Origin of the sequence: Streptosporangium sp. CA-115845 (genome assembly GCF_050943795.1) — a bacterium.
GTDB lineage: Bacteria > Actinomycetota > Actinomycetes > Streptosporangiales > Streptosporangiaceae > Streptosporangium.
In genome coordinates this window covers 4,624,207-4,638,186 of the sequence record NZ_CP191988.1, presented here as the reverse complement: position 1 = coordinate 4,638,186, position 13,980 = coordinate 4,624,207, and the positions used below count along the sequence as shown (strand labels likewise).

At 72.5% G+C, this 13,980-nt stretch carries 6 protein-coding genes and 2 pseudogenes; 1 reads left to right on the top strand and 7 read right to left on the bottom strand.

Annotated features, from left to right (window positions below; genetic code table 11):
- Positions 1-156: 156 nt before the first annotated feature.
- Genes ACQP0P_RS23265 through ACQP0P_RS23255 form a run of 3 tightly spaced genes read right to left on the bottom strand, consistent with a single transcriptional unit; the run spans position 157 to position 7,369 of the window.
- Positions 157-4,236 (bottom strand): S8 family serine peptidase, encoded by a 4,080-nt coding sequence (locus tag ACQP0P_RS23265; protein ID WP_433380779.1) that lies wholly within the window; start codon positions 4,234-4,236, stop codon positions 157-159.
- 37 nt (positions 4,237-4,273) lie between these two features.
- Entirely contained in the window at positions 4,274-4,405 is a 132-nt protein-coding gene (locus ACQP0P_RS23260) for a hypothetical protein (protein WP_433380776.1), read from the bottom strand.
- Positions 4,406-4,438: 33 nt separating this feature from the next.
- Complete coding sequence (locus ACQP0P_RS23255; RefSeq protein WP_433380774.1) at positions 4,439-7,369, bottom strand: helix-turn-helix transcriptional regulator; 2,931 nt, start codon at positions 7,367-7,369, stop codon at positions 4,439-4,441.
- A gap of 826 nt (positions 7,370-8,195) precedes the next feature.
- Here ACQP0P_RS23255 and ACQP0P_RS23250 point away from each other — a divergent pair.
- Complete coding sequence (locus tag ACQP0P_RS23250) at positions 8,196-8,822, top strand: hemerythrin domain-containing protein (RefSeq protein WP_433380771.1); 627 nt, start codon at positions 8,196-8,198, stop codon at positions 8,820-8,822.
- Between the two features lie 252 nt (positions 8,823-9,074).
- Here ACQP0P_RS23250 and ACQP0P_RS23245 read toward each other — a convergent pair.
- The 4 genes and pseudogenes from ACQP0P_RS23245 to ACQP0P_RS23230 all read right to left on the bottom strand — a co-directional run.
- A pseudogene (locus ACQP0P_RS23245) lies at positions 9,075-9,671 on the bottom strand (RNA polymerase subunit sigma); the annotation flags it as partial.
- Positions 9,672-9,806: 135 nt separating this feature from the next.
- Positions 9,807-11,063: pseudogene (locus tag ACQP0P_RS23240) on the bottom strand (RNA polymerase sigma factor); the annotation flags it as partial.
- 48 nt (positions 11,064-11,111) lie between these two features.
- The gene (locus ACQP0P_RS23235) at positions 11,112-11,450 is read right to left on the bottom strand and encodes a YciI family protein (protein ID WP_433380768.1); all 339 of its coding nucleotides are present in this window, start codon (positions 11,448-11,450) and stop codon (positions 11,112-11,114) included.
- Positions 11,451-11,640: 190 nt separating this feature from the next.
- On the bottom strand, positions 11,641-13,926 hold the full coding sequence (locus ACQP0P_RS23230) for a heavy metal translocating P-type ATPase (RefSeq protein ID WP_433380765.1): 2,286 nt from the start codon (positions 13,924-13,926) through the stop codon (positions 11,641-11,643).
- Positions 13,927-13,980 lie beyond the last annotated feature (54 nt).

The following is a 13,980-nucleotide window of genomic DNA, read 5'->3' as shown; positions in this document are numbered from 1 at the left end:
CGCCGGTACCACACGCCTTTGACGCCGGTGGTCTTTTCCCTGCCGCGGCCGGTGCTGACGACGGTGCCGTCCAAGATCAGGCGGGTTTGGCCGGAGTTTTCGGCAGGCGCGAAAGAACCCCGGGCCACTGGGTGGCCCGGGGTTCTTTCGCGCCTGCTAGCGGAGGTTGAAGGCGCGGACGGTGGTCTGCTTGACGGTGTTGCCTGCCTTGTCCCAGGCCTCGACCTTGAGGGTCACGGCCCCCTTGGTGTGCTGAAGGGCGGGGTAGCGGGTGGTGGCGGTGTAGGTGCCGTCCTTGTCGGGCTTGACGGAGACGGGGGCGTAGGTGGCGCCGTCGTCGGTGCTGGCCCACAGCTTCAGGCCGGCGATGTCAGGCATCTTCGAGGCGGACGGGGAGTGGTAGGGGGAGACGGTGAAGGTGTGCTTACGGCCCGCACGCACGCTGTTGGCGACGTCCAGGGTGTCGCCGAGGTCGTAGCTGACGAACACGACCGGGGCGGGCTTGCAGCGCTCCGCCGTGCCGTACAGCGCTTCGAGGGAGCAGAAGGATCCCGGCAGGGGAGCGGCCGAGACCGGGGTGGCGAAGGTCCACTCGGTGTCGTTCCGGTCGTTCCTGGCGGTCAGCCGGTAGCTGCCGGGGCCCTGCGACAGGGGGAAGACCGGCAGGATGGTGGTGCCGCCGACCTGGGTGCGCGGGATCTCCTTGCCGTCCCGGTAGAGGCGGACGTCGAAGCCCGGCTTGGACAGGTCGGTCGTCGGCCAGTAGTCGCCGTTGTACTTCCTGGCACCCGGCGCGCCGTAGCTGGGCTCGAACTCCGCCCACAGGCTGTCGCCCTGGACGCAGATCATGCACCGGAAGAACGCGCCGAGGTTCGCGCCCGGCTTGGCGAGCTTGTAGACCTTGTCCGAGCCGGTCGCGGCGCCGGGCGTGAACGGAGTGGTCAGCCAGGACTGCCGGGTACGGACCGGCTTGTCGAACACCTCCAGGGCCCACTGCGGAACCCGGTCATCCATCGGCGTGCCGCGCATCTCCTCCATGCCGTGCGACCAGAGGACCCCGGAATCGAGTGGTCCGACCCAGTCGCGGCGTTCCTGCAGGGTGAGCCGGGGTCCGCCCCACATCGTGAGCGATGTCGACATCGGCATGACGTCGTCGGCCTTCTGCGCGTACCGCCAGTCGTTGTAGCGCGCGGGGGCGACGGTGTGGGTGTCCAGGTCGATCCGGGCCAGGTCGCGCTCGGTGAAGGTGTAGTGCAGCGAGCGGGGCACCCGGCCCTCTTCGTAGGGGGCGAAGGTGTAGGTGTAGGGCGACTCCTCGGTGCCGGTCACCCGGACGGTGACCTGCTTGCCGCCGGCGAGCCGGTCGCGCAGACCGAGCGCCTCGCGGGAGGGCAGGGACACGGTGGGCAGGCCGATGGGCTTGGCCTCCCCGGTGTACGGGATCTGCGTGAAGCCCAGCGGGATCGCGCAGCCGCTCCCGGGCTGCGGGAAGTGCGCGATCGCGGCCGCGCCGGCGTCGCGAATCAGGCCGATCCGCTCGATCTGGACTCCGCACTTGGGTCCGGACAGGCCCTCTGACATCGGCGCTTCCATCAGGACGAGCTTGCCGCGCAGGTCGCGGCCCTTGATGTCCTCGGGCCCGCCCTCGCCGACGTCGACGACCTCCAGGTCGCGGGTGCCGGTGAACGGCCGGAAGTCGGGGAAGCCGTCGTACTGCTCGTGCACCCCGTAGGTGTTGACGCCGTGCAGCGCGGAGGCCGGGTGCAGGGTGAGCCCGCCCCGCCCGCGCATGCTCATTTCGACCTCGGGCTTGCCGAGGGTGAAACGGGTGTGGAAGCGGAAGGCGCCCTTGGTGACCTTCTCGGTGGGCAGGGCCCACAGTCGGGACCAGGTGCGGTTGGGCCACGTGAACCCCATGTAGGAGGTGCCGTTGCTCACGGTCCGCTGATACGCCAGGTAGGGGACGTTGCTCAACGGTTCGGCCGGCTGCGGGGTGGTGAATCGGACCTCGGTCAGCTTGCGGGCGTCGAGCGTGATCTCGGTGTCCCCGGTGACGGTGAGCTCGGGCACGGACATGAGCGCCAGGTTGCCCCGTTCGTCGTCGCCGACCCAGTCCATGAGCTGTGTCACGCTGATGACGCCCTGCGGGACGCGGGTGACCGTGGTCCCTTCGTCGGTCAGGGCGACACCGCCGAGGACGCCCTTGTCACCGGACACGTCGATGGTGTCCTGGGCCAAAGGACTGCGCGGCTTGCCGTCGCGGCCCAGGGTGTGGATGGTGAGCGTGGCCTTGGGCACCTCACGCACCACGCCCACCGGGGTGCGCAGCTGGACGCCGTCGGCGGTCGCGGTGACGGCGCCGGTGTAGTTGTCCAGGTCGGCCAGGGTCTTGGGGTCGACGGTGGCGGTGGTGGTCGCGGTGCCTCCGGCCGGCACGGTGAGCGTCGTCTCGGCGAGGCTCAGCCCGCCCTCGACCGCGCTGCCGTCCGACTTGCGCAGGCCGGGGGTCAGGGTCAGGGTGACCGGCTGGCCGCCCAGGTTGGTGTAGGTCAGTTCCCGGGTCACGGGGGCGGCATCGCTCTCGACGGCGCCGAAGTCGGCCCCGGTGGTGACGGTGAAGACCTGCTGGGTGTAGGCCCTGGCCACGTCGACCCGGCCGGAGCCCTGCTTGTACACGCTGAGCGCGTCGTCCTTGGCGGTCGACATGAGCGCGGCCTTGATCTGCGGGCCCGTCCAGTCCGGGTGCTGCTGCACCATGATCGCGGCGACACCGGCGACGTGCGGGGTGGCCATCGAGGTGCCGTTCGCGGCCGTGTAGTGCTCGTCGAGCGGGGTGCCCATCGAGGTGCCCGCGGCGCGCGCCGCGGCGATGGCCACGCCCGGGGCGGCGATGTCCGGCTTGAGACCGCCACCGATGCGCGGTCCCTGGCTGGAGAAGGTGGCCCACTCGTCGCTCTTGTCGACGGCGGCCACGGTCAGCGCGGCGTCGGCGGTGCCGGGGGTGGCGACGGTCTCGGCGCCCGACGCGCCGGCGTTGCCCGCGGCGATCACGAACAGCGCGCCGGTGGACGCGCTGAGGGCGTTGACCGACTGGCTCATCGGGTCGGTCCCGTCGGTGGCGTCGCCACCCAGGCTCATACTGATCACCTTGGCGCCGGAGGCCGCGGCCCACTCCATGCCCTCGATGATCTGGGAGTCGGAGCCGGAGCCCTCGTCGGACAGCACCTTGCCGACGATCAGCTGGGCGCCGGGCGCGACGCCCTTGTGCTTGCCGCCGCCCGCCGCGCCGGAGCCGGCGATGGTGGAGGCGACGTGGGTGCCGTGGCCGTGGCCGTCGCGCACCTCCTGGCCGGGGATGAAGGACCTGCTGTCGGCGATCCGGTCGGCCAGGTCGGGGTGCTTGGCGTCGATGCCGGTGTCCAGGACAGCGACCTTCACGCCGGTGCCGTCGTGCCCGCCGGCCCATGCCTGCGGCGCGCCGATCATCGGGACGCTCTCGGCGAGGTCGGCCTTGACCTTGCCGTCCAGCCACACCTTGGCGATGTCGCCGCGCAGTGTGCCCGGCGTGTTGGCCAGCCCGGCGATCCCGTCCGCGCTCTTCTCCGGTACGGCCCGCACCGCGCTCCAGAACGTGCCCGCCTCGGCCTTGGTGACCTGGAGCGCCGAGGCGTTGACGCTCTCCAGTGCGAGCACGGGCTCGCCGGCCGGGATGGCCTTGGCGGCCGAGGCGACGGCCTTGTCCGTGTGCTGCGGCGGGTACTGCACGATGACCGGCAGTTGCTTGGTCTTGTCGTCGGTATAGCCGTTCTCGGCCAGGTAGGTGACGTTGAACAGCTCCCGGTCCAGGCGGCCGGCGTTGATGGCGGGCACGGCGTCGCTGGGGGTGACGTACACACCCTTCGGGGTGGCCAGCGTGGACAGCCGGGCGCTGGTCCCGTCGGGGCGGACGCTCGGCTCGGGGTGTACGACGTACTTGCCGCCGCCGGCGTCACTGAGCCGTACCCTGTCGCCGGTGATCAAGGTGACCGTGCGGTCGCCCTGGCCCAGTCCGGCCAGCGCGACCGGGCCGGTGACCTGGCCGGGCCCTGAGGCGGCGGGTGCTGGGTCGGGCTCCTGGGCCAGGGCGGAGGTGGGCACCGCGAGGGTGCCCAGCACCATGGCCGAGGCCGCGAGGAGCGCGCCCTTGCGGCGGGGCCTGAAGGAGGGGGGGTCATGCGGTGATCGGCGTGGGGACATGCGGAACTGCCCTTTCGGGTGCTGGGGAGGTGGAAGATCAGACGGGCTCGAACCCCTCGGGGGCGTCTTCGAGGGGTTCGATGACCGGCTTCTCCGGCGGGGTCGCCGGTTCTTTCTGATCCGCGTGGGCGTCGGCCGGTTCGTCATCCGTGGAGTCGGTTTCGGACATGCCTTAAGCCTTGCTCCGTACGCCCGATGGGGGCTATGGGTAGGGCACCCCATTCGCGGTCCCCGTACCGGGTGGGGCACTACGGGGGTGCTCGAACCCGAGGTGCGCGCCGAGGGCGGCGCGGGAGCGCAGCCCGAGCTTGCGCAGTGCGGCGCCGAGGTGCTTCTCCACCGTTCTGGGCGAGACGAACAACCGCTGGCCGATCTCCCGGTTGGTCAGTCCGGTGGCGGCCATTTCGGCTATCTCCCGCTCCCGGGGAGACAGGTCCGCGCCGTAGCCCTGCGAGCCGCCGGAGTAGCGGCCCTTCACCGTCACCCGGTGCCTGCGAGCGAGCTGCGCGGCACGGTCGAGGTCCCATCGGGCGGTCAGGTCCTGAAACGCCGTCATCGCCTCCCGCAGCGGTTCCCCTGCCCCGGGATCCCCCGCGGCGAACAGGCGCCCGGCCGCCAGCTCGCGCGCCTGGGCCGCCTCGTACGGCGCGCCCAGCAGGTCGTAGCCGGCCGCCGCGGTGAGGAACTCCGCCGCGGCGGCCGCGTCGCCGGCGGTGAGATGCCCGCGCGCGTGCGGCAGCGCGGCCGAGGCCATGGGCGCGTCGAGACCGTCGAGCCGCGCCGACAGCCGGTCGACCAGTTCGGCGGCCTCATCCGGCCGGCCCGCCGCCTCCATCGCCTCGGCCAGCGCGGGCAGCGCGCGCACCGCCATCGGCCAGAGCCCCTTGGTGTCCCACACGGCGACCGCCGCCTCGGCCGCCGCGAGCGCGGCCCCGGCCTCACCGCTCGCGGTGGACAACCGGAGAAACCCGGCGACCGACAGCGGAAGCAACTCGTAGGCGCCCAGGACCAGGGCATTCCCGACGACCTCCGGCAGCTCGCGCCGGGCGGCGTCGAGCTCACCGTGCGCCAGTGCCAGGCAGGCCGCGACGGTCTCGGCGCTGAGGCGGTCGAACGGGCGCCCGCCGTACTCGTCGAGCAGCAGCGCGGTCTCCTGCTCCAGCCCGTCCCACCTGCCACGGCAGCAGGCCAGCAGGAGCGCGACCAGCCGGCAGCGCGACAGCGGCTCCCGCGACGACTCCTCGCCGGCCGCCCCCCGCATCGCCGCCCGCAGCAGTTCGTCGGCGACCTCGTAGTTCCCCACGAGACAGGCGTTCTCCGCGATGGACCGGTAGGCGGCCACCTCCTGGCGGTGCCGCGGCCGGTCGCCGGTCCTGCGGCGGACCTCCTCGGTCAGACCCACCCAGCGCGGGTCGCCGTATCCCTCCAGGGAGGTCGCGACCTTGCCGAGGACGAAGACCTCCTCGACCGGGTCACCAATGGCCGGCACTGTCTCCAGGGCCCGGTCCAGCCAGACGATGTGCTCGGCCAGTGGCACGCCAGGATCCATCGGCCTGCCGAGCCCCGCCATCAACCACGCGGCGAGCTCGGGCCGGTCGGCGAGGTCGCCGACCGCGGCGGCGAAGGCACGGCGCTGCACGCCGGGGTCCTCGCCGAGCCTCTCCTGAAGCAATCCGATCAGAAAGTGCAACTGGCCGCGCAGCGGGCCCGGCTGCTCCGACTCCAGTGCCTGCGACAGCAGGTCGATGACCTCGGGCGGGCGCAGCACCTGTGCTGCGGCCCAGCCCAGCCGTACCGCCAGGCGGCCCCGGCGTCCGGGGCCCAGCGGCGCGTGGCGCAGCACGTCCTCGAGAATCCGCACGGCTTCGGCGTCGTCGCCGAGCTCCGATGCCTGCTCGGCCGCCTGTTCGGCGGCCTCGACCCACTCCGAGAGCCGGCCGGCCTGCCGCAGGTGGTGGGCCTCCTGGCCGAGCGGCACCGGCTCCAGCCCCCGTACGGCCGCGGCCGCCCGCGCGTGCAGCTCCTGCCGCCGCCCGAGCGGGATCGCACCGTACACCGCCTGCGCGGTCAGCACGTGCCGGAAGGCCACCGTCCCCGCCTGCTCGACGAGCAGTCCGGAGACCAGCAGCTCGTCCACTCCGGCCACGGTCTCGGCCTTCGGCAGCCCGCCCACCCGCGCCAGGTCCTCCAGCCGCACCGGCACCTGCAACACCGCCGCCGCCTCGGCCACCGCGCACGCCGACTCGGGTAACCGCGCCACCCGCTCGCGTACGGAGTCGCGAACCCCCTGCGGCACGTCGAGCTCCGCCACCGCCTTGCGCGCCCACCGCCCGCTGCGCAGCCTGATCAGCGCGCCCCGCTGGCGCAGCAGCGCCATCAACTCCTGTACGGCCAGCGGCAGCCCCGACGACAGCTCGTACAGGTGCGCACCGAAGTCCGCGGTCACACCGGACTCGCCGAGGATCGCGGCCGCGAGTTCACCGGTCTGCGCCGCGTCCAGGGTCCTCAGCAGGATGTGCTCGTGGAGGACGGAGTCCGCCGGGCGTCTCGTCGCCTCCCGGACCAGGGCGCCGGCCTCCTCACCCCGGTAGGTGAGCACCATCGACATCCGGGCCGGCAGGACCGACAGCGCGTAGGCGAGGAACTCGACGGTCTGCTCGTCGGCCCAGTGCAGGTCCTCCACGACCAGCACCACGGGGCCGAGCGCCCCCAGCACCTCGATGAGCCCGCGGAACAGCCGGTGGCGCTCGGCCGCCCGGTCGTCCGGTGACTCCAGCGCGGGCGGCAGCACGGACGCCAGCTCCGGCAGCAGCCCGCGCAGCGCCCCCGCGACCGGCGACAGCTCGGCCCGCGCCAGCAGATCGCCGGTGCCGCGCAGCGCCTCCACCAGGGGGCCCAGGGGAAACGGCTCCCTGATCCGCCGGGCACCCCCGCCGAGCAGCAGCCGGTCGGCCAGCTCGGGGCGCGCCGCCATCTCCGCCAGCAGCCGGCTCTTCCCGATGCCGGCCTCGCCCTCCAGCACCACGATGACGGGTGGCTGACTCACGGCGGCGACCAGGCGGTCCAGCTCCTCCTCGCGCCCGACCAGAACCGGAGAGATCACGCGTCCCGTGACCGCACCGCCGTCCGCCATCAGGACCGCCTCCCCTCGCCAGGCCAGGACTCCACACTGTGGACTCGGAGCTCTGAACCACCACAGTTCCGATCATTCATACAACAAGATCGCCAGGCGGGCGGTGATCAGGTCAGCCTCCGGAGCACGGCCCGTGGCGGTAAGGCCGGCGCTCCGGGAGCGTGAGCGGCGTACGGCGGCTCGACATCGACACCCGCGCCGCAACACGCCCCTGAGGTTCATGGCCGGTCGGTGATGACGGTGTCACGTGGGCCGCCGTCGACCGGGTTCCTCTCGTAGCGCCTTTCGGTGACGAGCAGATGGATCAGCCCCGCGTCGTCTTCCTCCGCCTCCCAGGAGATCCTCCGCCCTCGATGGGATAGCTGCCATCCGTGGTGCCCTTCCACTGACTCAAGGTTTTCCCCTTCTCGGGAAGCGGGGAGGCGAAGCATTACATTTTCCGGGCTGCCAGGCGTCCGGGCATCGCGGGAGGCGATCGCCTGACGCATGGCGTCCCGCGCCTCGCGGCTCGGGCCGGTGACCGTCGGCGCGCGGAACCGCCGGATCCGCGTGCGGGTCACGTACCCGGCGTCCTGTACCCGGTCGACCGGCCGCACCCTGATCGTCCGATTGACGTCAGGCCGCTCGGCCGGTTCGCGCCGGGAGTCGGCGAGCCTGTCCAGGACCACGAAGTCGCGGGAGTCGGACCGTCCCCTCCCTCCACCGATCCGCCCCCAGACAGCAGGCTTACCTTCATAGATTGATAGTCAAGCATACGATTAGTTGGAATGTTGACATTCAAGGAAGGTGACGGTTAGCGTCATCGACATCTTCAACGGAGGAAGACATGACCTTCAGGCTTGACATGACGATGATGTTCACGATTCACGACGCCCTCAGGCGGGAGCTGGAGCGCATCGCCCGGATCACGGCCCGCCCCGACGACGACCCCCGGCGGATACTGCGGACGGCCGTCGGCTGGGAGCTGTTCAAGACCTTCCTACGAGTGCACCACACGTCCGAGGACGTCGCGCTCTGGCCCATCATGCGACACGAGCTGGCCGGCCGCCCGGACGATCTCGCCCTGCTGGAGGCGCTGGAGGCCGAGCACGCCGCCATCGACCCCCTGCTGGCGGGCGTGGACGCGGCGCTGGCCGACCGCGACCACGGCGGGGAGAATCTCGGCGGCCTGGTCGACGCACTGGTCACCGGTCTGAGCGGCCATCTGCGCCACGAGGAGACCGAAGGGCTCGTGCTGATCGACGCCACCCTCGCCGACCGGCAGTGGCTCCACTTCGCCGAGGTGCACCGCGAGCGGATCGGCGGCGAGGCACCCCGTTACCTGCCCTGGTTGCTGGACGGCGCGGACGCACAGACCACCGCGCTCATCCTCAACCGCATGCCGGCCCCGATCCGCACCGCCTACCACGACGAGTGGCTCGCGGCCTACAACGACCTGAACCGCTATCCCTGAAGGGACACCTCCATGTCCGCGCAGCACGAAGTCCTCGCCGAGCCAGGCGCGCCGACCGGCGGGCGGCCGTCGCCGCCGCGGCCACCGAGAACCCCGCACCCCCGGTTTCCCTGACCGACGGCTACACCACCGCCCTGCCGGCGGGCGGTGCGCTCCACCTGATCGCCCTCCTGGTCGCCGCCTTCACGATCACCTCACCGGAGCAGCGGCATCCCTGGTCGGGCGCATGGCGCCGAAGCGCGCCGAAACGGTTCATCTGCTCCGCAGTTGATGGAGGGTGTGGCCGGTGGCCTGCTTGAACAGATATTCGGCCCGTTCGTAGGAGAGCCTGCGGCGGCCGGTCTCGGGGCACAGGTCGTCGGGGGCGGGCCGGCGGCCGGGGCCGGGCCTGCGCTCGGACAGGAACAGCGGGCCGCGACGACGGCCCGCGATGAGCTGGGGGATGAGCTCGGCGGTGCCCGACCGCCAGTGAATCCAGCGGGACCCCGGCGCCCTGCCGCGCATCCCCGCCAGGTCGAGGTCCTCGACGTTGAGCGCGAGCACCGAGCCGATCCCGGCCGCGCTCTCGTGGAGCATCAGCCACAGGGCGCGCTCGCGCGGGGCGAGGTCCTGCCGCTGCCACAGCGCCTCGACACGTGGCGGCTCCATGGGGCGGGTGCGCGACCGGGGCTCGGGCCGGCGACCGATCCCGGCGGCCAGGCCATCGCTCAGCCGGCCCCGCTCCGCGGCCCAGGCGGAGAAGGATCGGACGGCACCTCGGTGCCTGTTCCACGTCGCGGCGGCGGCGCTCTCCCAGGCGGTGGCGAAGACCTCGGCGACCTGTCCGGCGGTCACGTCCCGCAACGGGATGTCGTCGCCGAGATCGCGACGGAGCCGGCTCATGGTCTGGCGGTAGGAACGGAGGCTCGCGGCGTCCAGGTCGTCACGGGCGAGGAAGGCGTTCGCGGCCTCGGCCAGGGTGACCGCGCTCCCCTGCGTGGCGGCGTCCGCGCAGGCCACGGCGCGTTCCAGCAGGATCGTGCGTTCGGGCACGTTGAGAGTGAGCGCCGCGGCCCGTTCGAACTCCCGCCGGGCCTCCTCGTGGCGACCGAGCCTGACCAGCAGGTCACCGCGCACGCTGGGCACCCGGTGGTAGCCCTTGAGCGCCGGCTCGGCCACCAGGGTGTCGACGAGCGCCAGCCCCGCCTCGGGACCGTACGCCATGGCCAGCGCGACCGCCCGGTTGAGCTGCACGACCGGGGTGGGCAGCACCCGGACGAGCGTTTCGTAGAGGGCGGCGATCTGCGCCCAGTCGGTCTCCTCCGCCGTACGGGCCCGTGCGTGACAGACCGCGATGGCGGCCTGCAGCACGTACGGGCCGAGAGGTCCGCCGGATTGCCTGGCACGCAGCAGTGCCGCGAAGCCGCGGCGGATGAGGAGCTGGTCCCAGCGTCCGCGGTTCTGCTCGTGCAGCGCGACGGGCTCCCCCGACGGCCCCGTCCTGGCGGCCAGCCGGGATGCCTGGAGCTCCATCAGGGCGACCAGTCCGTGTACCTCGGCCTCGCCGGGCGCGAGCCCGGCCAGCAGACGGCCCAGGCGCAGCGCCTCCTGGCAGAGGTCCTGGCGCATCCAGCCGTCGCCGGCGCTCGCCGCGTACCCCTCGTTGAACACCAGGTAGATGACCTCGAGGACCGACGACAGGCGCGCGGCCCGGTCCGGCCCCGTGGGGACCTCGAAGGGGACCCCGAGTTCGGCGAGGGTGCGTTTGGCCCGGACGACGCGCTGCGCGACGGTCGGCTCGGAGACGAGAAAGGCCCTCGCGATCTCGTCGGTGCGCAGGCCACCGAGCAACCGCAACGTCAACGCCACCCGGGACTCGGCGGACAGCGCCGGGTGGCAGGAGACGAACATCAGGCGCAGGACGTCATCGCCCACCTCGTCGTCGAGTGCCGCGTCGGTCTCGGCCTCGGTGCCGTCCGGCCGGGTGGCGAGCTCGTGGGCGAGCTGCTCGTGCCCGCGCTCGAGCCGCTCGCCGCGCCGCAGGTGGTCGATGGCGCGACGTTTGGCGACGGCCATGAGCCAGGCGCCCGGATTATTCGGAACGCCTGAGTCAGGCCACCGTTCGAGGGCGGCGAGGAGCGCGTCCTGCGCGAGTTCCTCGGCCAGTCCCACGTCGCCCAGCATCCGGACGAGCCCGGCGATGATCCTCGCCGACTCCATCTTCCAGACCTCGTCGACCGCACGATGGGCGTCCCGGGGCATCACGGGCTCGATCCCAGCACCCGCCGGGCCGGATGCGCAAGCGCCCGATCAGTCCTGTGGGCCGAAGACCTGCTGGATGGTGCCCTCCCCCTCGCCGATGATCTTCCAGAAGCGCCGGGAGAGCTCGATGGCCTCCTCCTTCGAGCGCGCCTCGATGAGCGCGAAGCTGACGATGGCCTCCTTGGCCTCGGTGAACGGCCCGTCGGTGACGGTCATCTCGCCACCGGAGGCCGAGACGTGGAGGCCGGCCGGGTCCAGGCCGCCGGTCGCCAGCAGTACCCCCGCCCGGGTCATCTCCTCGATGAACGCGGCCATCTCCGCGTGGACCGCCTCGCTCGGGGGTGCCGCGTCGCCGCCCTTGGTCGTCATCAGGAATCGCATCGTCATATCTCCTTCGGGTGCTCAGAGAACCGATCCTCGCCGGTTTCCAGCTGTGCGTCGATCGGGGCCGGTGAGAATCGACACGCCTCGTCCGACCAGGGCGGCGATCGGATGTGACAGGGAATGCACAGGCCCTCTCGCGACGCGAGGGGATCCCGGCCTGTTCTTTCGGCTTTCACCCCGTCGCCGAGCCGGGTCACGCCGACGAACCGGCGGCCAGGGAGAAGTAGGCCTCCTCCTCCTGGTCGAAGTGGAGGATCAGGACGGCGTACAGGCCGTAGAGGCAGGCGCGCAGGTCGTCGAGCTGCTCCGGGCGTGGCCCGCCGGCCTCGATGAGGGCGAGGTGACTTCCCAGGCGTCGTGCCAGGCGTTCGATCTCGGCATGCGCCCTGCTCATGGTCATCACGACCTCCGGGCCGCCCAGCACCTGCCCCATGGCCGGATACAGCCGCTGCTCCTCGGCCCGTTCGTGAGGCAGCAGTCGCTCGGTGAGGAATGCCTGGACCTCTCGCAGCCGATCGAGTGACGCCGCAGGCGGGATCCTGCCCAGCTCGTCGGCCGTCTCGCGGATCAGTTCCAGGGTCGGCCGCAGCGAGGAGTGCTCCACCTCGAAGCGGCGCAGCAGGGATTCGGTGGCGGAGTCCATCAGCGGCCGGGTTCCCCGCGTGGGACGCAGCGCCCGTAGCGCGTTGAGGATCACCGCGATGTCGATGCCCTCCTGCAGCAGGGCGCCGGCCGCGGGCGGCAGGGCGCCGGCCGCGGCGGCCAGCATGGCCAGCAGCGACAGGGCCATCCCGATGGCCGCGCTCTGTACGGCGATGCGCCGGGAGCGGCGGGCGACGTCCATCGCGTCGGCGAGCCGGTCCAGGCGGTCGGTGGTGAGCACCACGTCCGCGGCCTGGGTGGAGGCGGCGGACCCCCGGGCCCCCATCGCCACTCCGACGTCGGCCGCTGCCAGGGCCGGGGCGTCGTTGATCCCGTCGCCCACCATCACGGTCACCGCGCCGGTCGCCTCCCGCCGTACCGCCTCGACCTTGGCCGCGGGGGTCTGCTCGGCGAGCACCCGGTCGATGCCGAGTACCACGCCCACGCTCTCGGCGACCTCGGCCCGGTCTCCGGTGAGCATGACCACCCGCTCGATGCCCGCGGCGCGCAGCCGCCGCAGCGTCCGCGCGGCGTCGGCCCGGATGGCGTCGCGGAGCAGGATCACCCCGGCCGCCCGGCCGTCCAGCGTCACCCAGACGGTCATGGCCCCGTCCAGCGCGGCCCGCGCCCGCTGGATCCGCTCCCACTCCGAAGGCGAGGAGGTCGTCGCCTTGCCGACCTCTATCCGGTGCCCGTTCACCACCCCCGTGGTGCCGGTGCCCGGCTTCTCCTGGATCTCGGCCGGTTGCGGCAGCTCGGCACCGCGCGCGCGGGCCGCGTCGACGATCGCGGCGGCGAGCACGTGCGACGACATCTGATCCACCGCGGCGGCCAGGCGCAGCACGTCGTCGGTACGGATGCCGGGCGCGGCCACGACGTCGATCACCCGGGGCCGGCCCGCGGTCAGCGTCCCGGTCTTGTCCAGGATGAGCGTGCGTGCCTGGCCCAGCCGCTCCAGTGCTCCACCGCCCTTGACCACCACGCCGTGCCGTGCCGTGCGAGACAGCCCGGAGGCGATGGCCGCGGGTGCGGCGAGCAGCAGCGGGCAGGGGGTGGCGACGACCAGTACCGCGACGGCCCGTACCGGCTGGCCGGACAGCAGCCAGGCGACCGCCGCCAGCAGCAGGGTGACCGGCAGGAACCAGGACGCGAACCGGTCGGCGAGCCGTACGATGGGGGCGCTGTCGGTCTCCGTCTGCCGCGCCAGCCGCACCACTCCCGCATAGGCGCTGTCGGCCGCGGTCCGGGTGGCCCGCAGGTCGAAGGCGGCACCGGCGTTCACCACGCCGCTGCGCACCCCCTCCCCCGCGATGTACTCCACCGGTACCGACTCCCCCGTCAGCGCCGACTCGTCCAGCAGCGCGAGATCGCCCGCCACCGCGCCGTCGACGGGGACCATCTCCCCGCTGGGGACCAGCAGCAGGTCTCCCGGGCAAACCTGCTCGACCGGCACGAGGCCCGGCACCCCGTTCTCGTAGCGCCGGGCCGAGTGCGGTGCCCGTTCGTACAGGGCGGTCAGGTCGTGACGGGCCCGGCGCAGGGCGTGCTCCTCCAGTGCCCGCCCGGTGGCGAGCATCACGCCGATCAGGGCACCGGCGAGGTACTCCCCTACGGCGAGCGCTCCGGCCAGGGCGAGGACTGCGATGGCGTCCACGCCCATCCGGCCGTTCCGCAGCGCCGACACCACCCATCCCGTCGCGGGCACCAGCGACACGCCGGTGACCACTGCCCACACGATGTCGGCGGCCGCCTCCGCGCCGGTCAGGCGGAGCACGAGACCGGCCAGCAGGCCGGCCACCGTGCCCACAAGAAGGGCAATGGCCGACAAACGTCCCATTTTCCCAACCTCCTGGCGAGCCGTGCCGGGATCAGGACCTTCGGCCGGTGGACA

What these genes read in the sequence shown, in the direction of transcription:
- ACQP0P_RS23235 (WP_433380768.1), bottom strand. Translation starts at nt 11,450, where the DNA reads ATGACGATGCGATTCCTGATGACGACCAAGGGCGGCGACGCGGCACCC.
- ACQP0P_RS23250 (WP_433380771.1), top strand. Translation starts at nt 8,196, where the DNA reads ATGACCTTCAGGCTTGACATGACGATGATGTTCACGATTCACGACGCC.
- ACQP0P_RS23255 (WP_433380774.1), bottom strand. Translation starts at nt 7,369, where the DNA reads ATGGCGGACGGCGGTGCGGTCACGGGACGCGTGATCTCTCCGGTTCTG.
- ACQP0P_RS23260 (WP_433380776.1), bottom strand. Translation starts at nt 4,405, where the DNA reads ATGTCCGAAACCGACTCCACGGATGACGAACCGGCCGACGCCCACGCG.
- ACQP0P_RS23230 (WP_433380765.1), bottom strand. Translation starts at nt 13,926, where the DNA reads ATGGGACGTTTGTCGGCCATTGCCCTTCTTGTGGGCACGGTGGCCGGC.
- ACQP0P_RS23265 (WP_433380779.1), bottom strand. Translation starts at nt 4,236, where the DNA reads ATGTCCCCACGCCGATCACCGCATGACCCCCCCTCCTTCAGGCCCCGC.